Source organism: Sphingomonas sp. ERG5 (genome assembly GCF_000803065.1).
Taxonomy (GTDB): Bacteria; Pseudomonadota; Alphaproteobacteria; order Sphingomonadales; family Sphingomonadaceae; genus Sphingomonas.
On record NZ_JSXI01000016.1, the window covers coordinates 1 to 21,216 of the forward strand.

Sequence of the window (21,216 nt, forward strand, 5' to 3'; positions counted from 1 at the left end):
GAAAAAAGTTCTGATAAGAATAGATCTATTCATCTTTCTTTCCATTTCCTATTTCATATGCTGTGATAGTGTTCGGGGTTTCGCTAGGTGAATTGAATGCTTTCCAGGTAAAAACTTTAAATCCAAATTGCTTTGCGACTTGGTCATGTTTGTAGATAGTTTTTATTTCTCCTCCAGCACCATTTTTGGCGCCAAAAACTCTCAATCCAACCACCTGCGGAGACCGATCACCTTTTGGAGGGTTTGATGCAATAGATAATCCCGGTATACTGGAGGTTACTGTTGGGTTGACTATATTAAATCCTTCTCCTTTCCTGTTTTGAAATGTTCCTGATACAGTTACTCCTGACGTAGTTAAAGAGATTTTATTCCCATGTCTTTCGAAGGAGATTTTGGTTTTATTATTTAGCGTTATTTCTTGCTTTCCGTCTCCTCGAATTATTTTGTTTATTGCTGCGGCCAGTGCATGTTGCTCCTTCATTTCACTTTTAATTTCTTCTAATCCGCTCGGGTCTCGGCCATTGACGGGATCATTGCTAACATAAGCGTAAAGGTTATTCTGATCCTTATACCCGATTGGGTCGGTCTGGAGGAACCGCCCAAGGCTGGGTGAGTAGATCCGCGCCTTGTAATGGTACATGCCAAGCTCTTGCAGCCAGGCTTGGCCGGTATATTGGAACCGCCCGAACTGCCCTGGCGCGGCGGTGCCGTACCCGTTGGGGATGCCATACTCATCATAGGCGTTGATTGCGATCAGCGTGCCCGCCGCATTGGCCGTCGAGACGATCGAGCCCTGATGATCGCTCTGCAATGAGCGGCGGTCCGCGAGTGTAGCGCCCTCGTACCAGAGCAGCGGATCGTCGTCGGCCGGGCCGTGAACATAGCGCCGGAGCAATGTGCCCGCTGCGTTATACTCCGCGACCAGTTCGTCGCCATCGTACAGGAACCGCGTATCGGTCGTTGGGCTCGATACCCTGTACAATCGCCCCGTCGGATCCCACGCCAGCGCCACGCTGCCCGATGCCGTGACCAGCCGGTTCTCGACATCATAGCTATACGCATTGGTCCCGTCCGAGGTCAGGTTGCCATTGGCATCATAAGCGAACGCCGCCGGACCGCCGGTGGTGTACTGGTTGAGCCCGTTGACCGCGTAAGTGCGGCTGACATTGGTATAGCCGCTGAACGCATAGGCCGTGTTGCTGCGCGTCCGGCTCACCATCTGGCTTGCCGATGTATAGCCGAACGTTGCCGTCACATCGCTCGCCGTACCTGTCAGATCGTCAGCGATGCTCGCCAGCCGCGAGACTGGGTCATAGCCATAGCTGGTTGCCACGCCGCCGCGATTGCTGCCCGAGCGCCGGCCCTGATTGTCGTAGGTGATCGTCGCGACCGTTGTTGCCCCATTCTCCTTGACGATCGTCGCGCGGTCGAGCCCGTCATAATCATAAGTGAAGTAGGTGGCGTCAGGATGCGTCACCCGCGTCCGGCCACCATCGGCATTATACTGATAACCAAGCGTTCGCGTCGTGCCGCCCTGGTTGGTCGTGCTCGATGTCAGCCGCCCGAACCCGTCATAGACCTGACTTAGCCCTTCGCCCGTCGCTGATCCGAACCGCGCGTAAAGCTGCAGGTTCCGCAGGTCATAGCCATAATAGACATCCGCCGCCGTCCCACCGGGGATGTCCTTCACCGTCACCCGGTTGAGCTTGTCATAGCTATAGCCGATGACCTGACCGTCGCGCTTGCGTAGCGAGGTCCGGTTGCCGTTCGCATCGTAAGCGTATTCTTCATAGTCGGTCGTACTGACCGCGCCGACCATGGTCTTCGACGGGAAGGTCCAGCGGCTTTGCCGGTCCTGTCCGTCCCAGCTCATCGTCGCCTTGTTGCCATTGGCGTCGACCATCGAGGCCATCTTGCCGGTCTGGCTATAGGTGTAGGTCGCGTAATCCTGCTGCAGCGGTCGGCCATAGGCCTTCTGCACCTTCAGCAACTGCCCCGCCGCGTCATAGACGCTCCTGGTGATCCGGTCCGCGCCCTGGCTACCCGTCGTGCCCAATGTGCAGGCGCTTGCCGGCAGCGATCCATAGGCCGCCGGGTTCATCCTGATCGCCGTGCATTCCAGCCGGCCCAGCGCGTCATAGCTATATTGTGTCAGGCTGTATTGTGTCAGGCTGTACGCCGTGCCGCCCGCCGATATCTTCTCGCTCAGCTTGCGGTCCATCATGTCATAGGTCGTGTCGACCGTCTGGAACACGCTGAACCCGCTCCATGCCGCGGGGGCGACCGTCTCCGACTGCCATGCCGCAAGCTCGCCTTTCTCGACCTTGATCAGCCGTCCGATCACATCATAACTGTTGCGCACCGCCGCAAAGCCGATCGGTCCCGCACCATCCGGATCGGGCGCGATCGTCCCCGTCACCCGCCGCTCGACATCATAGCGTGTCGCGCTGGTGAACGCCGAAGGCGCCGACTGCGCTGCCGCTGCCGAGGGCAGTCCTGTGGCGAGCAGCCCTGCAAGGGCGACGAACACCCGGCCCATGCCGCGTTCCATCGTGCCGCTCATGAGCACACCGCCAGACCCGCGCGCGGGCTCGTCTCGCTGATCTTGTTGCCGGTCGCATCATAACCGTAGCACGTGCGCAAGCTGACCCCGTCCGCCGTCACCACCTTGCCGCGCAACAGTAAATTGTTCGGCCCCGAGTCCGGCCCATAGTCGAAGCTCGTCACAACCTCGTCCGCCGTACCCCCTGCGCATGCGCCGCTGACCGTCGCCGTGGTACGACAGGTCCTGACCGTCGCTGCCAGCCACACTGGTGTCGCCGCCTGGGCATAACCCCCCGCACCATTGCTGACCCAGGCATAACGCTGGACATAGTCGTTCCGCGTCACCGCCTGGATGCCGTTTGCATCAGCCGGCTTGGTCTCGGTCAGGATCTCGCCATTTTCCGGCTTGTAGGTGTAGCTCGTCACATTGCCGCGTGCATCGGTGATCGAGGTCGGCTTGCTGCACAGCTTCGCCACCGTGCAGTCAAAGGTCGCCGCCGTGATGATATCGGCCAAGCCGCTCCCCGGCTTGGCGATGCGTCGCGACTGGGTGACGTTGCGGCCGGTATAGCTCAGCACCGTCTTCACCCCTTCCGGATCGGTGAAGTTGCGCAGCGGCCCCATCACGCACCGATTGCCATAATAGGATGGCAAGGTCTGCAGGAAGACCGGGTCGCAATAATCGAACACCGTCTTGCGCCCCAGTGGATCGACAATCTCGGCCGGTCCGGTCGTCCGCTGATAGACGATCTTTGGGAACTGGTCGGGCGGGTTCTCATGGCAGCTATTGATCGGTATGCAGGGCAGGCTGTCCTGTGGTCCGGTTCCCGGCAGGATCGGGAAGTGGTAGCCAACCTTTGTGACGTTGCTGAGATTGTCCTGATAGGTCCCACCCTCGGCGGTCTGATAAGGACCATCGTAATGGGAAAAGACATAGCTATAGCTCCGGCCATCGGCGAAGCTCTGCGCTTCCACGATCTCCACCTCCGGGCCGTCCGGACCGTCGCTGCCAGGTACGACGGTATTGGTCAGCCAGGGCGTGCTTTGTCCCGGCTTGAAAAACTTCATCAGGAAAGTGCCGCCGGGCTGCGGCACATAATCGAAGCTCGCCGTCTGGCCATCGGGTCCGGTCACGCCGGCAAGCCGCTCGCCGGTATAGCTATAGCTTGTCGTGGCCAGCGCCGTCGCCGGGCAATATCCGGGCAGCGTCGTCAGCGCCAGATTGACGATGCACGCCTTGGTGATGCGGTTGCCCAGCCCCGCGCCTCCTTCGAGCTCCAGCCCATAGCCGCGTGAACTCACCACACTGCTCAGCCGGGCATAGCCCCCGCTGACCGGGGTATAGCTCAGCGTGTATTTGGTGCCGTCCGGCTCAGTGATCGATGAGGCATAGGCGGATACCCAGCCGGGCAGAATCGGCGGACCCGCGCTGCCGACCGCGTTGAACACCACCACCGTGCCGTCGCCGGCGGTATAGGTGTAAATGGTCGACGCGCCGGTGCGCGTGCCGCCGCTATAGGTCAGATACTGGGTCGGGCCGTCCGAGGTGAGCCCATATCCGGTGGCATAATCAGCCGAATCGAAGGTCGTGGACAAGCCGCGCGAATAGACGATCGCGCGATAGTCCGTCGTGGCGCCGTCGCCATCGATATCATAAAGATAGATGTGCAGCATCACATGCCAGTTGCTCGCGAAATTGCCGAACGAATTGTTGGCGCGCATGGCGGGGTCCGGCATGGTGCGCGTAAGCGACAGGCTGCTCGGCTGGCCCGCGCCGCCGATCGCCAGGTCGGTCTCGTTATAGGCATAACGGCCGGTTCGCATGTCGACCCCGCCCGGCGCGATGGTGAAATGGTCCGCCGGATTGCTGACGAGGCGCGAATCCTGCCCCTGCCGGCACCGCGCTGAACATCGCCAGGCACAGGAGTCCGCCAAAAGCCGCCAACCGCTTGCTCACACGAATAACCCCCACCGCAGACCCCTCTCAAACCGGAATACATCATCACGCCGGACCTTTCGGGCCCGCCAGCGCCCTCAGGGCGTCGGTGTCGGTGTCGGCGTCGGGCACACCGCCGGCGCGCTCGTCGCGACATCGTAGCGCACCCGGTTGCCCGCCGGGTCGAAACAGGTCCCGGTCTGCCGGTTGGCGTTCGGCCCGCCGCTCAGCACGCTCCCGGTCAACCGCCCGAGATCGTCATAGCTATAGGTGGTCGTCTCCTGCGCCAGCGCACCCGCCGCGCCGCCGACCAGCGTCAGGCACGCCGCGCCAGCCAAGAATCTATGCTTCCGTTGCATGCGTCCTCCGAGAACAAATCGGGATCAACATACGCGAGAATCCGTGCGGATCCAGCGCTCAATCGGCGCTCCATCCGGAATGGACCATTCTTGTGTAGCAAGCGCGAAATCGGCTGAGGCCGTCACCCGCCTCCATCCCCGCGCGCGCCGCCCTCATGCCCCGCCAGATGCCGCTCGATCACCGCACACAGCGCCAGCACTTCGTCGCGCCTGCGGCTTGAACGCGTCGCGAAAAGCGGCTGGCCCGCCCAGTTCGCGTCGCGCTGGTGCCGCGCGGCATCGGCCGTCAGCCGGGCCAGCGTGGTACGCAGGCTGGCCAGCGTCGCGTACCGGCCCGGCGTCGGCGGCGTGCGATACGTCACCGTTTCCGTCTCCGCGTCGATGATCACGTCGTCGGGCGGCGGCATTGGCGCTTCGATCCCGACCTCCATCCCCTGGGCGGCGTGCAGCATCTCCAGCCACGCCGCCTGATAGGTGCTCGACTCCGCCACGGTCGGCGCCGGGCCCGGCTCCGCCACCGCCGCCGCCTCCATCACCGGCATCGCGGTACTCGCAGCGCATTCCGCCGCATCACCCGGACCAGTTTCACGCCCGTCCGTTCGACCCGCCTCCGGTGCGCCATCGTCCATGCCATCATGACCTGGCGGCGTCACCGCGTCACCCGCCGCTTCCGCACCCGTCCGGGCGGCGGCGTCCCACGCGCGCAGGCTTTCATGTCGCTCGCGGTCATATCGTGCCAGTGATCGCAGCGATCGGTCGCGCACCCGTTCCTCGGGCGGGCGCATGTCGGGCTCGATCTGCCCGGCATAGCGTTCGGGCAGATGCTCGGCGATCAGCGCGCGGACATCGTCCAGCGCGAACCATCCGCACCATGCGGCGGCCTTGTCATATCCCTCCCGCATCGCTTCGATCGCCGGGCGTCGCGCCGGCAATTCCGCCTGCAGCTCGGCATGCATTGTGGCCAGCCGGTCCAGCGACAGCATCTCGCCCGGCAGTGACCCCGGCCAGTGCGCGACGCCCTTCACCAGGCCGATCGTGATATCGTCCGGATGGGGCGTCGGCGCGGCAAGCGCGGCGCCCAGCGTGGCCGCTTTGGTCAGCACCCGTGTCCAGATCGCCTTATATTCCCCGGCCGCCTCGACTGCCGAGGGCGCATCGGCCAGCGCCTCGGGCGTGCGCAGCGCGTCGAACCACCCGGTGGCGGTGGCGGTCGCGGGCGCGGTCGCCGATGCCGGTTCCGGCGCGGCGCGGCGTTCCGTGGCGTCCGACCGCATCACCAGCTGCGTCATCGTCGCCATCGCCAGCCGGTTGCCGCGCGCCGCCCGCATCGCCACGGCGCGAAACGCCGCTTGCAGCGCGGGGATCTCGACCATGCGCCCGCCGGCCTTCACCCGCACCATCCGCCGCGCCTCGGCCACCAGCATTTCATGCACTGAGTCAGCGGTCAGCTGCGGCAGCACCGTGTCGGCGGGCAGCACCCTGCGCCGCTTGCCGCCCGGATTGGCGCGATTGCCTTTGGCGAAGCGGTGCTCGATCGGCGGCTTGCCATAGCCCACGCAATAGCCGCTCCCCGCCGGGTCGCCTGTCGCGCCCACGGCTTCGCCTGCATCTTCGCGATTCAACTCGCCCTCGGGCATCGTCATGTCTGCTCCCCGCATTGTTGCGCGCCAGGGATGAAAGCGCATCCGACGGCGCATTTGAATCGCGCAGGCACGAGATTGGACAGGTCATGACTTTCACCCCGCCATTTCCCGATTTTCGCGCAAGCGCCGCGCCAGAGTCCCGCGCCGCCGCGCCGGAATTCCCGCAGGATTTCCCGCAGCTTCCCGCAGGACCCGGTAAAAAGCGGTTTCCCGTGGCCCATCCCGCAACTGCGCGAATTCGGTGCCCCCATGACCAGGTGCCTTATGGAATTGATACACCCTCTTCCAATTGCGCAGCGGGCGCGACACTATGCACGCCATCGCATCGCCATCCGGGGGAACCCATGACCAGCCTGACTCGCCGTGAGGCGCTCGCCGCCTCGGCCACCACAACGCTTGGCGCCGCTTTTGCCGCCACCTTCGCCGGTGCGCTGCCCGCCTGGGCGCTGGACGCCACAACCATCCCGTCGGCGAGCGGCGCGGCATGGGACCTGTCGGAAATCTACCCCAGCGATGCGGCATGGGATGCCGCGCGCAAGGCAGCGCTGGCGGCGGTGCCGTCGCTGACCGGGTATCGCGGCAAGCTCGGCGACAGCGCCGAGACGCTCGTTCGGGCAATGGTCGCCGCATCCGACATGGGCCGGACGATCGCGCGCATCTATGTCTATGCCAGCCTCAAGGCCGATGAGGATGTTCGCGTCTCGGCCAACCAGCAGCGTCAGGCGCAGGCGATCGATCTCTACACCGCTTTTGGAGAGGCAGGCTCCTGGTTCTCGCCCGAAATACTGGCGATCGGCGCGGAAAAGATCGAGCGCTTCATTGCCGGCAACGCCGTGCTCGGGTCGCGCTTCGATTTCTATCTGCGCAACATCCTGCGTCAGGCGCCGCACACGCTTGGCGCGAATGAGGAAGCGTTGCTCGCCGGCACCAGCGGGCCGCTGCAGGGACCGGAGGATATTCGCGGCCAGCTGGTCGCGTCCGACATTCCCTGGCCGACCATTACCTTGTCGACCGGCAAATCGATCCGGCTCGACGATCAGGGGTATACGCAGGTGCGCGACGCGCCGGACCGCGCCGATCGCAAAAAGGTCTTCGACACTTTCTGGGCGACCTATGGCCAGTTCCGCAATTCGCTTGGCGCGGCCTATCTGTCGAAGCTGAAGGCCGATGTGTTCGACATGAAGGCGCGGAAGTACAAGACATCGCTCGCCGCCTCGCTGTCGGGCAATGACGTGCCCGAGGCGGTGTACCGCACCCTGGTCGCCGAGACCAACAAGGGTCTGCCCGAACTGCACCGCTATTTCGAACTGCGCCGGCGGCTGCTCAAGCTGCCCGACATGGCCTATTACGACATTTATCCGCCGCTCGTGTCGCTCGACCGCAAGGTGACCATCCCGGAGATGCGCAGCGTCGTGCTTGAGGCGGTCAAGCCGCTTGGTCCCGATTATGTCGCGCTGCTGGGCAAGGCCACGGCGGGCAAATGGATGGACCCGCTGCCGCGCCAGGGCAAGCGCTCGGGGGCCTATATGAACCCCGGCGCCTATGACGTTCATCCCTATCTGCTGCTCAATCTCGGCGAGAATTATGACGGCATGACCACCTTCGCGCATGAATGGGGCCACGCGATGCACTCGCTGCTCGCGGCCAGGGCGCAGGTCTATGACAAGGCGGATTATCCGCTGTTCACGGCCGAGATCGCCTCGACCTGCAATGAACAGCTGCTTGCCGCCTATATGGTCGGGCGAGCGAAGACGAAGGAAGAGAAGCTCTTCTATCTCGGCCAGCAGCTCGAGGGGATTCGCGGCACCTTTTTCCGCCAGACCATGTTCGCCGAATTCGAACTGGCCTGCCATGACAAGGCGGAAGCGGGCGAGGGGCTGTCGGGCGAGGCGTTCAGCGCGATCTATCTCGACCTGCTCAAACGCTATCATGGACCAAAGGTGGCGATCGACCCGGCCTATGCATCCGAATGGGAGTATATCGGCCATTTCTATTCGAGCTTTTATGTCTATCAATACGCCACTTCGATATCGGCCGCGTCCTATTTCGCGCGCTCGATCCTGAAGGGCGGGGTGAAGGAGCGGGATAATTATCTCGGCGTGCTGAAGGCTGGCGGATCGGACCATCCGGTCGCGTTGCTCAAGCGCGCGGGGCTCGATATGGCGTCACCGGCGCCGTATCAGGCGATTATCGCGACCTTCAGGGACACGCTCGATCAGTGCGAAGCGTTGATGGCGTAAAAGGGGATATACGAATGCGAAGCCTGGTCTGGATGAGCGCCGCGACCACTCTGCTGGCGCTCTCCGCCTGCGATTCCACGCCGGCGCCGGTCGCGGATGACGATAGCGCCACCAACACGGTGGCGTTGACGCGGCCCGCCTTCGCGGCCGATCTGAACGGGGCGACGACGGCGATCGAGGAAGCCGGCGGCCCGTGGAAGGGCGGCACGGTCAAGGACGGCATTCGCGACACGACCACTGGCGGCGCGATCCGCACCATCACCGCGCCCGGCGGTCTCGCGCAGGTCTTTGTGCTGCCCGATGGCAAGGCATGGCAGGTTCGCCTGATCAGCCGGCCAAAGACCGGGTGCAGCGAATCCGCGCCGCTCAAGGCCGCGTTGCCGAATCTGGTCGCCACGCTGGCGCCCGCGACGCCGCTGAGCGCGGCGGACCGGAACGCGATCGGCGACGATCTGGTGTCGACCGCGCCGAAGACGCACGACCTGACCGCGATCCGCATTACCGTGTCGGGCGGGTGCAGCCACAGCATGACGCTCACGGCGCTCTGACCCGGCGGGCTGGGGGCCGGCCGTTAACCATTTGTCGAAGCGTGGCGGGGCATGGCTGACGACGGATGATGCGCCGTTCCCTGCCTTTGATCGCGCTTGTCGCGCTTGCCGTCACGGTCTTTGCGGCGTGGATGCATCCCGGCGTGCTCGATCCGGCCAATGTCGGTTGGCTGATCGACGGGCACGACCGTGGGCAAAGCGCGATCGGGCTCGCCGCCTATCTGCGCGCCGGCGGCCCCTGGCCCTTGCTGCATCAGCCGCTGCTGGGCGCGCCGGAGGGGATGACGCTGTTGTTCACCGACAGCATCCCGCTGCTCGGCATCCTGCTTGGTCCGGTCGCGCGCTGGTTGCCGCCGGGGCTGCAATTTCTCGGCCTGTGGTATCTCGCCTGCATGCTGTTGCAGGTCGGGTTCGCCTGGGCGATCGTCCGGCCGCGCGCGCGCGACGGGCTCAGCGCGTGGCTGTGCGCCGCGTTGCTCGCGCTGATGCCGGTGCTGATCAATCGCTACGGCCATGCCAGCCTGTGCGCGCAATGGCTGATCCTGTGGGCGCTATGGCTGCACCTCGATCCGGTGCGGTCGCGGTCGCACTTGTGGTGGGCGGCCGTGCTCGCGACGGCGGCGCTGGTGCATTCCTATCTGCTGCTGATCGTCGCCGCGATCTGGGCCAGCGCGATGCTGCGGGCGTTCTGGGTCGAGCCGCGGCGCTGGCGCACCCTGGCCGGCAGCGTCGGCGTGGCGGCGCTGGTGGTGGCGATCGTCGCGCTGCACGGCGTGCTGGGGCAGCACTTCGCCTCGACCGGCACCTATGGCGCGTTCCCGGTCGCGCTCGATGCGTGGTGGAACCCGGCCAACCCGTCCTACGCCGCTTTGTTGCCGTCATCGCCCGATGACGGGCATGGGTTCGAGGGGTTTCAATATCTCGGCGCGGGGCTGATCGCGCTGCTGCTGATCGGGCTGGGCTGGTCGGTGGCGGGCGCCGCGCGCGGCGTGACGCTGGCCGTGCCATGGGATGCGTTGCGGCGGCTGGCTTGGCTGGTGCCCGCGCTGCTGGTGCTGGCGGTCGTCGCGATCGGGCCGCAGCCCAAGATCTGGGGCGCGCCGCTGTGGACCGCGCATCTGTCCCCGGCGCTGATCGACGCGCTCGACCCGGTGCGCGCCGGCGGGCGGCTGTTCTGGCCCGCGACCTATACGCTGGTGATCGCGGTGCTGCTGGTCATCTGCAGCATGCCGCGTGCGGCGCTGATCCTCGCCGGGGCGCTGGCGCTGCAACTGGTCGACCTGATGCCGATGCTTGCCGCCGTCCGCGCGACCAGTGCGGTGGCGGACTCGTCCGGTACCTATCGCCGCACGCATGACCCGCGCTGGGATGCGCTGATCGCGCGCGCGGGCTCGATCGATTTCCAGCCGCCCAACCCCTTTGCCGATCTGGCGCTGATGGAGGAAGTGACATGGCGCGCCGTCCGCCTGTGCCGCCCGGTCCGCTTCACCTATGCCGCGCGCGAGACCGCCATGATGCGCGCGCGCCTCGATGCCGAGGCGCTGGATTTCCAGGCCGGGCGGATCGACCCGACGCGGCTCTACGTGTTGCTCGACGGCACGGTGCCGGGCGCGCTGACGGCACGGGTGCGCCGTCTCGATGGTGTCGCGATCATTCCGCCGAGCGCCTCGGCACTCCCGCCGCGCTGCCGCTAGCGGCTAGTCGCTGATCCCCGACCAGCCCGGCAGATGCGCCGTGTCACGACTGTTCGCAAAGGCCAGCGCATCCGACAACGCCTTGTCGAAATGGTCATCGACCCGCGCCGGCTTGATCCGCCGTCGGAGGAAGTCGGCCCAGAGAAATTCGGCATAGGGTGTATCGACCTTGGCGTAACCGCCCGCGCGCCGCAGCGCGCCAGCGAGCGAGCGATACGGATCGTCGGCCAGGCCCGCGACCTGTTTCGGAATGTCGTCATAGTCCTGGCGAACACCCTTTGCGTCGAACGGATGCAGCCAGTTGCGATTGTCCATGAAGGTGATGAAGGCGGGCCGGGCGAGCATGCTCAGATCGGCGATGACATGGACCAGGACATGCTTCACGCCTTCCCGGTGGAGGGCGAGCGCCAGATGGTGGTTGTCGATCAGATAGGCGCGATCCTTGGGCCCGATCACCACCGGCAGCATGTGGCGGCCGAGAAAGTCCGGCCCCTCGCGCTCCGCCCGATGGCGCCATTCCTGCTGCTTGCGTTCGACTTCGCGTAGGCCGACCGTGATCTGCGTCGGGCGCAGGCTGGAAATCTCCCGGGGATGGAGGAGCGGCTCGGGGTCCTGGATCATTGGCTGGCTTCCTGTGACAGGCTGGCGACGGCATCGTCCACGCTATAGCTGGATCGCGCGGCAAGATCATGCGATCCGGCCGCCGTCAGCAAGTCGCGCACCCCGTCGCGCACGCGCGCAAGCAACAGGCGGGCGCCATTGATCCGCAGACGCGCGTCGAATTCGATCAGCGCATCGACCGCAGTGCTGTCAACGTCGAAGCTTTCCTCCAGGCTGACGATCACCGTGGTGATGGTGCGATCCGCGGCCTGATGGTCGGTGATCAGCGCCAGCACAGCTTCGGCATTGGCGAAGAATAAAGGCTCGGCCGGCCGCCAGATCGCCACGCCGGGGATGGCGCTGGCCTCGGGATGGCGGGCGAGGTCGACGAAATTATGCGAACTGCCCAGCCGCCCCAGCCTGACCAGTTGTGGCGAGGCCAGCCGGCGGACCAGCGCCGCGATCGACAATAATATGGCGAACAACATGCCGTTGAGCACGCCAAGAGCAAGCACGCCGATCGCTGCCCCGATCGCCACATATTGATCGCGCCCGAGACGCCATAGCCGGACGATTGGCTGCGGGTTGAGCGCGTGGGAAAGCGCCGCGATCACCACTGCCGCCAGCACCGGTTGCGGCAGATGTGCGATGAGCCGGACACCGGCCAGCATCAGGACGGCGAGCCCGATCGCGGCGATCGCGCCGGCTGCGCGCGTCTTGGTTCCCGCCGCTTCGCTGGCCGAGCCGGCGGAAAAGCCCGCGCCGACCGGCAGCCCCTGCACCAGCGCGGAGCCGAGATTGGCCATGCCGAGTGCGGCAAGCTCGCGGTTGGGCTCGATCCTGTCGCCGTGGCTCAGCGCCAGCGCGCGCATCGTACCCCAGCTCTCCGCGAGCAGGATCAGGACCAGCGGAATGACCAGCTCGGCCAGCCCCATGAGCATCGGATAGGGGATATGCGGCAGCGACGGCATGGCGATGCTCAGGTCGATCAGGCCGACGGTGGCGACATGATGGCCCGGCAAGTCGAACAGGATCGACGCGGCAATGCCCGCCGCGAGCACGACGAACGCGGCCGGGATCATGGGCAGGCGGCGCAACGCCAACAGCAGGAGCAGGGCGGTGGCTCCGGTGGCGATGCTGATCCAGTTCCACGCGCCCATTTCGGCGAGCAGGCCGGCGACCAGCCCAAAGACATTGCTCGCTTGGGGCGCGACGCCGAAGACCAGCGGCATCTGTTTGAGGATGATGGTGATGGCGAGGCCGAACGCGAAGCCGCGCAACACTGGCCGGGAGACGAATCCGGTCAGTCCGCCCAGACGGGCCGCCGATGCGGCGAGAAAGGTGATGCCGACAAGGGCGACCGTTATCGTTGCGAGCGCGATCTTCACGGCGGGATCGACGGTCAGCGTGCCGAGCGACGCAGCCAGGATCGCGGCCGAGGAAGAGGTCGGAGACACGATGGCGAAGCGGCTGCGGCCGACCGCCGAGTAAACCAGCGCGCCGACAATCGCAGCGAGGATGGCCTGTTGCGGGGCAAGGCCGGCGATACCGGCATAAGCGACCGCTTCGGGCAGCATCAGCCCGGCAACCGACAGTCCGGCGATGACGTCGGTTTTGCGCACCGGCCGCCGCTAACGCGGCTCGCGCCGTTCAGGGGTGCCCGCAAGGGCCCTGAGCATGGCGCGCTTCATCGAGACTCTCCCTGATTGGCGCGCCAAATCTGCGCCGCTTTTGATCGGAGAGCAACTGATGCAATCCGATTACCCCCACGGCCCTGTTGCTGACGGCGATTCAACCATGACACAGACTGGGGCATGTCATCCCTCGCCGGACCTGTACCGGTACGCTCTTTCCCATTGTCGGAAAAACAGGGCTGCCACGGTGCTGGCATAAAGCCTCACGCTAACCGAGCTGCTCTTCCAGGCTGCGGGTGCGCGAGGTGACTTCGTCTCCGGTATGCTTGGTCGATGCCGGCTCGATCAGCAGCACCCAGCATTCCTCGTCCGCGACCGGGTTATGCCGGACGCCGCTCGGCACGGTCAGGAAGTCGCCTTGTGACAGCTCGACCGGGCCAGCCTCGAACTCGATGCGTAGCGAACCCTTGACGATATAGAACAGCTCGTCCTCGCCGTCATGCGCGTGCCAGACGAACTCGCCTTTCAGCTTGGCCACCTTGAGCAACTGGTCGTTCACGCGCCCGACCACTTTGGGTGACCAATAATCGGTCACGCGATCGAAGGCGGCGGTCAAAGTCGTGGGGGATAGCATCGTCTTTGCTCCGGGCTCGTCGTCAACAGCCATCATCGGGACATCGGGTTCAGGGCGCAAGCCGGAGCGACGGCGATAGCGCTTGTCACAGCGCTCATATCATGACCAAGGACAAGGCCATCATTGCGGTGGCCGGCGCTCGGCCAGAAACCGCAATCGCCTCCGACATGATTGGACTTCCCCATGGGACAGCTACGCACCGCCAACAAACGGCGTAATCGCGCGCTCGCACGCCCTCTCGCCAAGCCAGCCGTCGCGGCTGCGCCGGCAAAGGCAAAAACCGTCAAGACCGTAAAGAGCGCCACGACCTAACCTTTGTACCGCATCGCCACGTCGCAGCGTTCGTAGCGTGCACCGAAATCGCGCATGATCTCCGCATCATGGGTGAAACCGAGCTTTTCGTAGAGATGGATCGCGGCGGCGCATTTCGAGCTGGTCAGCAGATAGAGCGTCTCGATTTCCATCTGGCGGGCGCGGCGTAGTATCGCCTCGAGCAGATACTCGCCCGCCTTGCGGCCTCGGGCGGATTCGAGCACGCCCATCTTGGTGAGCTCGAACTGGTTTTCGCCGGTCTTCTGCAATGCACATGTGCCCACGATGCCGAGATCCCTTGCCTCGACGAACAGGATTACCCCGCCCGGATCGACGATCCGTGCGCGGGGATTTTCCAGCACATCGCGGTCGGTCTGCTCGATGCGGAACATCGACGCGATCCATTCGGCGTTGATGTCGTGGAAATCGCGCGCCAGTTCGTCGGAAAATTCGCGGATCGTCAGCCCCGACACCGGTCCAGCCAGCACGCGTTGCTCGATCGAGTTACGCTCGAGCGCATCCTCGATCGCCGCGATCTGGTCGAGCAACGGGCCATCCAGCCCCGCGCATAGTTCGACCACCGCCGCGTCGATATGCGGCCAGACCTCGCGCTTCGATCGCGCCATCGCGTCATGACCCGCCTCGGTCAGCGACAATGACCGGCGCCGCTGGTCGCCCGGCGTGGCGACTGTCTCGATCAGGCCGAGTTCGACCAGTCTCGTGATGTTGCGCGTGATCGCCGGCTGGCTCAGCCCCAGTTTCTCGGCCAGCGCGCCGACGGTCAGTGTGCCGCGGTCGAGCGCAATGAGGATTGGATATTGGCTCGGCTGGATCGCCAGCCCGACGCGTTCGGCGATGCTCGCGACATCAGCCTGCATCCGTTCCGCCAGCCGCTTCAGTCGGCTGCCAAGGAACAGATAGCCCATTTCCTTCATGATGTCGTTCGTCATGCCGTCGTCTCCATCGAGTCGATAGCATGTTATATACCCTGTTATGCAATTTCAATCCCAGCGCGGATCAGGGCTTGTCTTTCATTGCCTCGATCAGCTTCCTGACCTCCTGGCTGCGGCCGCGCGGCAGGATCAGCACGTCATTGCCGCTGGCGACGACGATCAGATCCTCCACGCCGACGATGGCGATGCGCACGCCATCGCTGCGCACCAGGCAATTGGTGGTATCGATCGCGACGACCTCGCCGCCGCCATGGCCGGCATGGGCATGGCCGTCGGCATCGGCGCTGAGCGTGTAAAGTGCGTCCCAGCTGCCAAGATCGCTCCAGCCCATTGCGACCGGTACCACCGCGACGCGCTGGGCCTTTTCCATCACCGCATAATCGATCGAGTCGGCGGGGGAGGCGGCAAAGGCGTCGGCGTCGGGGTAGACGCGGCTCCCGTCATGTCGTGCCTTGTCCATCGAGCGCTGCGCAGCAACCAGCATATCGGGCGCAAAGGAGGCCAGCGCGCCGAGATACATGTCGGCGCGGAACAGGAAGATGCCACCATTCCAGGCATGGTCGCCGGCCGCGAGCATCGCCTCGGCCTTGTCCAGCGGCGGTTTTTCGACGAAGCGCACGACCCTGTGCACACCCTCGGCGATTTTCTCGCCGACCTGGATCCAGCCATAGCCGGTTTCCGGCGCGTCGGGCTCGATTCCGAACGTCACCAGCCAGCCTTCGGCGACCAAGGGCATCGCGGCATGGATCGCGGCGTGGAACGCATCGACATCGGCGATGACATGATCCGACGGCATGATCAGCAACGGCGTCGGCCCGCCGCCCGCCGCGATCGCGGCAAGGGCGATGGCCGGTGCGGTGTTGCGGCCCATCGGTTCGAGAATCACCGCCTGCGCGCCGGCCTCGACTGCATTGAGCTGTTCGTCGATCATGTCGGCGTGCCGCGCATTGGCGACCACGATCGGCGCCGCGAAGCGCTCGCCGGTCGCGCGCCGCGCGGTCAATTGCAGCATCGTTTCCTCGGCGGTCAGCGCCAGCATCTGCTTGGGGCATTCGGGCCGCGACATCGGCCACAGCCGTGTACCCGATCCGCCCGAAAGGATTACGGGGACGATCGGTCTGGAAAGCGGCATTCGAATCCTCCTGTGGCGCTCTTTCCTTAGGGCAGGCTGCGCACCTGACAAACTGTCCTCGATCAAGCGCGATCCCGGCGTTCAACCTTTATTTGTCAATTTCTGCGACAGCGGATCGCACGTGTCGGAAAAATTTACACGGACCGACTGGGACTCGACCGCAATGATCAGGCTGTTCAAACATTATATACCACATGCCGTGCTGCTGCTTGGCCTGTTCGATGTCGTGTTGTTGCTGGCCGCGGCCGAGTTCGGCTGGATCTATCGGGCCAACCAGATCGAGATGCTGGTCGAGCCGATTCACACCCGCATCCCGCAATTATTGACCTTTGCCGGTTCGCTCGAACTCGCGATGATCGCGGTCGGCGTTTATGGCGCGAGCTCACTGCAATCGCTGCGCTACGCCGCGGCGCGGCTGGTCGTCGCCATCTCGCTCGGCGTGATCTTCCTCAGCGTGATTTTCTTCATCATGCCGGCGATCACCTTCTGGCGCTCAAATCTGCTTTATTCGATGGGCGCGGCGGTGGTCCTGCTGGTCGGCTTGCGCATTCTGCTCGGCAAGATGATCGGCGGGCAGGCGTTCAAGCGCCGAGTCGTGGTGCTCGGCGCCGGCGCCCGCGCCGCGCGGCTCAAGGCGCTCGCCGCGACGCCGGGGGCCGGCTTCGTCGTGGTCGGCTATGTCTCGATGAGCGAAGCCGCGCGCGTGATCCCCGAGGCGATCGCGCGCGATGCGATCTATAACCTCGCCGATCATGTCGTGCTGCTCAATGCCAGCGAAGTCGTGCTCGCGCTCGAGGAACGCCGCAACGCGTTGCCGTTGAAGGATCTGCTGCGGATCAAGACCACCGGCGTGCACGTCAATGAAATCTCGACTTTCCTCGAACGCGAAACGGGCCGGGTCGACCTGCAAAGCGTCAATCCGAGCTGGCTGATCTTTTCCGATGGCTTTTCGTCGGGGCGGATGTTGTCGAGCGTGTTCAAGCGGCTGTTCGACATTGCTGCGAGCGCTCTGCTGCTCGCGCTGACCGCGCCGATCATCCTGCTTACCGCGATCGCGATCAAGCTGGAGAGCAAGGGGCCGGCTTTCTACCGCCAGCGCCGCGTGGGCCTGTACAGTGTCGGATTCGATTGCATCAAATTACGCTCGATGCGCCAGGATGCCGAGATCGGCGGGCAGGCGGTATGGGCGGAGAAGGACGATCCGCGCATCACGCGCATCGGCCGCTTCATTCGCAAGGTGCGGATCGACGAACTGCCGCAGACCTGGTCGGTGCTGAAGGGCGAGATGAGTTTCGTCGGCCCGCGCCCCGAACGACCGCAATTCGTCGACGATCTCGAACAGCAACTGCCCTATTATGCCGAGCGCCACATGGTGAAGCCAGGCATTACCGGCTGGGCGCAGATCAATTATCCCTATGGAGCGTCGATTGAGGATTCGCGGCAGAAGCTCGAATATGACCTGTACTACGCCAAGAATTATTCGCCCTTCCTCGACATATTGATCCTGCTGCAGACGATCCGCGTCATATTGTGGCCGGAAGGCGCGCGATGAACGCTCCCGGGGTCATATAACCATGGCGATGACGCTCATCCTGTGGGGCCATGCGTTCGCCGCCTTGCTCTTCGGCATGATTGCCCTGTCGCAACTGCGCGATGCGGCGACCGCCTTGCCGCGCCTCACGTTCGTCGTCGCCCTGATCGCGACCGCTTTATGGGCGCTGGCAGTGGCGGGGATCGATCCCCGCGATGTCATGGCCCGGATCGCCGAGAGCGGGCGCAATCTTGCGTGGCTCGGCTTCATGTTCGCGCTGGTCCGGCGTGACCCGAGCGCACCGCATGGCAAGGCGGTGGCGACCGTCTACGGCGTCGTCGCGCTGATCGTGCTGGCCGGGATCGCGCTGGCCATCGCGGAAACCACTCTGGCCCCGGCCGACGCCATATCGATGGGCTCCGCCCGGTTGTTGTTGCGCATGATGGTCGCGGTGAGTGCGCTGGTGCTGGTCCATCACCTTTATTCCGCCGTCGCGCCACGGGCGCGGGGCGGCATCCTCCTGGTTGTCATCGCGCTGGCCGTGATGTGGAGTCTCGACCTGGCCATCTATGCCACCGCTTATCTGACGGGGAGCTGGGGCATCGAACTCGTCGCGCTGCGCGGTGCCGCGATGGCGCTGCTCGCGCCGCTGTTCGCGCTCGCGGTGATGCGCAATGGCGACTGGAGATTGAAGCTGTCGCGTACCGTCGCCTGGCAATCGCTGTCGCTTGCCGCGACGATATTGTGGCTGGCGACGATGGTGCTGATCACCAGCGGAATCGCTGCGTTCAGCGGCACCTATGTCCGCATCGCCCAGACCGCCTTTGTATTCGGCTCGGCCGCCGCGACGCTGACATTGGTCTCCTCGCCCTGGCTCAAGGCCTGGGCGAAGGTGAAGCTGGCCAAGCATCTGTTCAATCATCGCTACGATTATCGCGCCGAATGGACTCGTTTCACCGATACGCTCGGCAAGCCCGAAGGCGCCGCCCCGCTTGACGAGCGTATCGTCAAGGCGGTCGCCGACTTGACCGATTCGCCCGCGGGCCTGCTGCTTGTGCCCGACGGGGCGGGATTGGGCATCGGCGCCACCTGGAACTGGAATCGCGACGGGCTGCCCGTATCGGGCGGCGACGAATTGCTTGCCCGTCATCTCGTCCATAGTGGGCGGATCGTCGAACTCGACAAGATCCGCGGCGATGTCGGAGACGAATCCGAACTCAGCGCCGAAGCGGCGAGCGTGCCGCAATGGATGCTCGATGACGGCACCACCTGGGCGCTGATCCCGCTGGTCCATCTCGACCGCTTGCAGGGCGCGATCCTGCTCGCGCGGCCGCCGGTCGACCGTGCGCTCGACTGGGAGGATTTCGACTTGCTGCGCATCGCCGGCCGCCAGGCGGCGAGCTATCTGGCGGAAGCCCGTGCGCAGGAGGCGCTGGCCGATGCCGAGCGCTTCGACGAATTCAATCGCCGCTTCGCCTTCATCCTGCACGACATCAAGAATCTGGTGAGTCAGCTGACCCTGGTTGCGCGCAACGCGGAGCGCCATGCCGACAATCCCGAATTCCGCGCCGATATGATCGCGACATTGCAGGATTCGGCCGGACGCATGAACGATCTGCTTGCGCGCCTGTCGCAGCATCATAGTGCTCGTGCGGAGGAACTGCGTCCGGTTGAATTGATGCCACTGGTCGAGCGTGTCGCCGCGCGTCGCCGTGCGCAGCATCCCGTCGCGATCGTCGGGGGGCAGGCATTGGCGCAGGCCGATCCGGTACGGCTCGAACAATTGCTCGGCCATTTGCTGCAAAATGCGATCGAGGCGAGCCCGGCGGTCGAGCCGGTGACGATTGCGATCTCGGTCGACGCGGGGACGGTGCTCATCGACGTGATCGACCAGGGTTGCGGCATGTCGCCCGCCTTTCTGCGCGACAAATTGTTCAAGCCATTCGTTTCCTCCAAGCCCGGCGGCTTCGGCATCGGCGCGTTCGAGGCACGGCAGCTGGCCCAGGCGATGGGCGGCACGGTCGAAGTCAACAGCCGGGAGGGGGAGGGCACCCGCTTCCGCGTCATCCTGTCATCCGCCCGCGCGCTACCGATGGAACAGGCTGCATGACCGCCAAACCGAAGTTGCTCATCGTCGAGGATGATGTCGGGCTGCAGCGTCAGTTGCGTTGGGCTTATGAGGGGTATGATGTGGTGGTCGCGTCGGACCGTGCGAGTGCGCTCGATGCGGTGCGCGCCGAGGAACCCGATGTCGTCACGCTTGACCTTGGCCTGCCGCCTGATCCGGACGGCACGATCGAGGGTTTTGCGACACTGCAGGCGATTCTCAGCCTCAAGCCCGATACCAAGGTCATCGTCGCCTCCGGGCATGGCGCGCGCGAAAGCGCGCTGCGCGCGATCGCCGAGGGAGCATGGGATTTTTATGCCAAGCCGATCGACATCGACGCGCTTGGCCTGATCGTCGCACGCGCTTTCCATGTCCATGCGCTGGAGGCGGAAAATCGCCGGCTCGCCGACCGCACCGGCTCGACCGCGCTGGGCGGCATGATCACCGCGGCGCCCGAAATGCTCAAGGTCACGCGCACGATCGAACGCGTCGCCGGGGCGGATGTGTCGGTCATGCTGCTTGGCGCAAGCGGCACTGGCAAGGAATTGCTCGCGCGCGGTGTGCATGATTCCAGCCCGCGCCGAAAGGGAGCGTTCGTCGCGATCAATTGCGCGGCGATCCCCGAAACCCTGCTTGAAAGCGAATTGTTCGGGCACGAAAAAGGCGCGTTCACCGGTGCGGTCAAGACCACCGAAGGCAAGATCGAACTGGCACAGGGAGGGACCCTGTTCCTTGACGAAGTCGGCGACATTCCGCTGCCGCTCCAGGTCAAGCTGCTGCGCTTTCTGCAGGAGCGCGTGATCGAGCGGATCGGCGGGCGCAAGCCGATTGCGGTCGATACGCGGATCGTCTGCGCGACGCACCAGGATGTCGATGCGATGATCGCCGATGGGCGTTTTCGCGAGGACCTCTATTACCGTCTGGCCGAGATCGTCGTGCGCATTCCCTCGCTTGCCGAACGCAGCGGCGACGCTGGCCTGCTCGCGCAGCATTTCCTCAAGAAATACGCCAAGACCATGCACTCCGCGGTCACCGGCCTGTCGCCCGATGCGCGCGCCGCGATCGATGCCTGGGGCTGGCCGGGCAATGTCCGCGAGCTGGAGAACCGCATGAAGCGTGCGGTGATCATGGCCGAGGGCAAGCTGGTCACCGCCGCCGATCTCGACCTTGCCGGCGATGCCGAGGATATACCGCTCAACCTGCGCAGCGTGCGTGAAGTCGCCGACCGCAAGGCGATCCGCCACGCGCTCGCCCGCGCCGATGGTAACATTTCCAATACTGCCAAGCTGCTAGGGGTGAGCCGGCCGACCCTGTACGATCTTTTGAAGAGCTATGATCTCCATGCGTGA

Annotated in this window: 15 protein-coding genes; 6 read left to right on the forward strand and 9 right to left on the reverse strand. The window is 64.6% G+C overall.

Annotated features, from left to right (window positions below; translation table 11 throughout):
* Window positions 1-25: 25 nt before the first annotated feature.
* The 4 genes from OO12_RS27380 to OO12_RS03955 form a co-directional block, all read right to left on the reverse strand.
* Window positions 26-2,419 (reverse strand): RHS repeat domain-containing protein, encoded by a 2,394-nt coding sequence (locus tag OO12_RS27380; RefSeq protein WP_160296734.1) that lies wholly within the window; start codon window positions 2,417-2,419, stop codon window positions 26-28.
* Window positions 2,420-2,559: 140 nt separating this feature from the next.
* Entirely contained in the window at window positions 2,560-4,368 is a 1,809-nt protein-coding gene (locus OO12_RS03945; protein ID WP_152616264.1) for a hypothetical protein, read from the reverse strand.
* A gap of 210 nt (window positions 4,369-4,578) precedes the next feature.
* Window positions 4,579-4,839 (reverse strand): hypothetical protein, encoded by a 261-nt coding sequence (locus tag OO12_RS03950; RefSeq protein ID WP_034157353.1) that lies wholly within the window; start codon window positions 4,837-4,839, stop codon window positions 4,579-4,581.
* A gap of 122 nt (window positions 4,840-4,961) precedes the next feature.
* Window positions 4,962-6,482 (reverse strand): DUF5681 domain-containing protein, encoded by a 1,521-nt coding sequence (locus OO12_RS03955; RefSeq protein WP_034157354.1) that lies wholly within the window; start codon window positions 6,480-6,482, stop codon window positions 4,962-4,964.
* A gap of 344 nt (window positions 6,483-6,826) precedes the next feature.
* On the opposite strand from OO12_RS03955, the gene pepF reads away from it, so the two are divergent.
* The 3 genes from pepF to OO12_RS03970 all read left to right on the forward strand — a co-directional run bounded on the left by pepF (window position 6,827) and on the right by OO12_RS03970 (window position 10,964).
* On the forward strand, window positions 6,827-8,722 hold the full coding sequence (gene pepF / locus OO12_RS03960) for an oligoendopeptidase F (protein ID WP_034157355.1): 1,896 nt from the start codon (window positions 6,827-6,829) through the stop codon (window positions 8,720-8,722).
* Between the two features lie 14 nt (window positions 8,723-8,736).
* Window positions 8,737-9,270: a hypothetical protein gene (locus OO12_RS03965; protein ID WP_034157356.1), complete on the forward strand. Its 534-nt coding sequence runs from the start codon at window positions 8,737-8,739 to the stop codon at window positions 9,268-9,270.
* 65 nt (window positions 9,271-9,335) lie between these two features.
* Window positions 9,336-10,964: a DUF6311 domain-containing protein gene (locus OO12_RS03970; RefSeq protein WP_034157357.1), complete on the forward strand. Its 1,629-nt coding sequence runs from the start codon at window positions 9,336-9,338 to the stop codon at window positions 10,962-10,964.
* A 3-nt stretch (window positions 10,965-10,967) separates the two neighbouring features.
* On the opposite strand, the gene OO12_RS03975 is transcribed toward OO12_RS03970, so the two are convergent.
* The 5 genes from OO12_RS03975 to OO12_RS03995 all read right to left on the reverse strand — a co-directional run bounded on the left by OO12_RS03975 (window position 10,968) and on the right by OO12_RS03995 (window position 16,163).
* Window positions 10,968-11,585 carry a ParB-like protein gene (locus OO12_RS03975; RefSeq protein WP_034157358.1) on the reverse strand — a complete coding sequence of 206 codons (618 nt, stop codon included), beginning with the start codon at window positions 11,583-11,585 and terminating at the stop codon, window positions 10,968-10,970.
* On the reverse strand, window positions 11,582-13,186 hold the full coding sequence (locus OO12_RS03980) for a SulP family inorganic anion transporter (RefSeq protein WP_034157359.1): 1,605 nt from the start codon (window positions 13,184-13,186) through the stop codon (window positions 11,582-11,584). The genes OO12_RS03975 and OO12_RS03980 overlap by 4 nt, the downstream gene beginning before the upstream one ends.
* Window positions 13,187-13,466: 280 nt before the next feature.
* On the reverse strand, window positions 13,467-13,814 hold the full coding sequence (locus OO12_RS03985; protein WP_235364675.1) for a cupin domain-containing protein: 348 nt from the start codon (window positions 13,812-13,814) through the stop codon (window positions 13,467-13,469).
* Between the two features lie 326 nt (window positions 13,815-14,140).
* Window positions 14,141-15,094 (reverse strand): bifunctional helix-turn-helix transcriptional regulator/GNAT family N-acetyltransferase, encoded by a 954-nt coding sequence (locus OO12_RS03990; RefSeq protein ID WP_034157360.1) that lies wholly within the window; start codon window positions 15,092-15,094, stop codon window positions 14,141-14,143.
* A gap of 67 nt (window positions 15,095-15,161) precedes the next feature.
* A complete protein-coding gene (locus tag OO12_RS03995; protein ID WP_034157361.1) occupies window positions 15,162-16,163 on the reverse strand; it encodes a sugar phosphate nucleotidyltransferase in 1,002 nt (333 codons plus the stop codon).
* Between the two features lie 229 nt (window positions 16,164-16,392).
* Between OO12_RS03995 and OO12_RS04000 the strand changes: the two genes are divergently transcribed.
* From OO12_RS04000 to prsR, 3 genes are read left to right on the forward strand one after another with little or no spacing between them, the layout of a single operon-like run.
* Window positions 16,393-17,781 (forward strand): TIGR03013 family XrtA/PEP-CTERM system glycosyltransferase, encoded by a 1,389-nt coding sequence (locus OO12_RS04000; protein WP_034157362.1) that lies wholly within the window; start codon window positions 16,393-16,395, stop codon window positions 17,779-17,781.
* A 28-nt stretch (window positions 17,782-17,809) separates the two neighbouring features.
* The gene (prsK, locus tag OO12_RS04005) at window positions 17,810-19,870 is read left to right on the forward strand and encodes an XrtA/PEP-CTERM system histidine kinase PrsK (protein WP_082006355.1); all 2,061 of its coding nucleotides are present in this window, start codon (window positions 17,810-17,812) and stop codon (window positions 19,868-19,870) included.
* The gene (gene prsR / locus OO12_RS04010; protein WP_034157364.1) at window positions 19,867-21,216 is read left to right on the forward strand and encodes a PEP-CTERM-box response regulator transcription factor; all 1,350 of its coding nucleotides are present in this window, start codon (window positions 19,867-19,869) and stop codon (window positions 21,214-21,216) included. Before prsK ends, prsR begins: the two co-directional genes overlap by 4 nt.

Bases quoted from the DNA above. Each gene is read 5' to 3' on its own strand.
- OO12_RS03945 (WP_152616264.1), bottom strand. From the start codon at position 4,368: ATGCGAACCGGCCGTTATGCCTATAACGAGACCGACCTGGCGATCGGC.
- OO12_RS03950 (WP_034157353.1), bottom strand. From the start codon at position 4,839: ATGCAACGGAAGCATAGATTCTTGGCTGGCGCGGCGTGCCTGACGCTG.
- OO12_RS03955 (WP_034157354.1), bottom strand. From the start codon at position 6,482: ATGACGATGCCCGAGGGCGAGTTGAATCGCGAAGATGCAGGCGAAGCC.
- pepF (WP_034157355.1), top strand. From the start codon at position 6,827: ATGACCAGCCTGACTCGCCGTGAGGCGCTCGCCGCCTCGGCCACCACA.
- OO12_RS03965 (WP_034157356.1), top strand. From the start codon at position 8,737: ATGCGAAGCCTGGTCTGGATGAGCGCCGCGACCACTCTGCTGGCGCTC.
- OO12_RS03970 (WP_034157357.1), top strand. From the start codon at position 9,336: ATGATGCGCCGTTCCCTGCCTTTGATCGCGCTTGTCGCGCTTGCCGTC.
- OO12_RS03975 (WP_034157358.1), bottom strand. From the start codon at position 11,585: ATGATCCAGGACCCCGAGCCGCTCCTCCATCCCCGGGAGATTTCCAGC.
- OO12_RS03990 (WP_034157360.1), bottom strand. From the start codon at position 15,094: ATGACGAACGACATCATGAAGGAAATGGGCTATCTGTTCCTTGGCAGC.
- OO12_RS03995 (WP_034157361.1), bottom strand. From the start codon at position 16,163: ATGTCGCGGCCCGAATGCCCCAAGCAGATGCTGGCGCTGACCGCCGAG.
- OO12_RS04000 (WP_034157362.1), top strand. From the start codon at position 16,393: ATGATCAGGCTGTTCAAACATTATATACCACATGCCGTGCTGCTGCTT.
- prsK (WP_082006355.1), top strand. From the start codon at position 17,810: ATGACGCTCATCCTGTGGGGCCATGCGTTCGCCGCCTTGCTCTTCGGC.
- prsR (WP_034157364.1), top strand. From the start codon at position 19,867: ATGACCGCCAAACCGAAGTTGCTCATCGTCGAGGATGATGTCGGGCTG.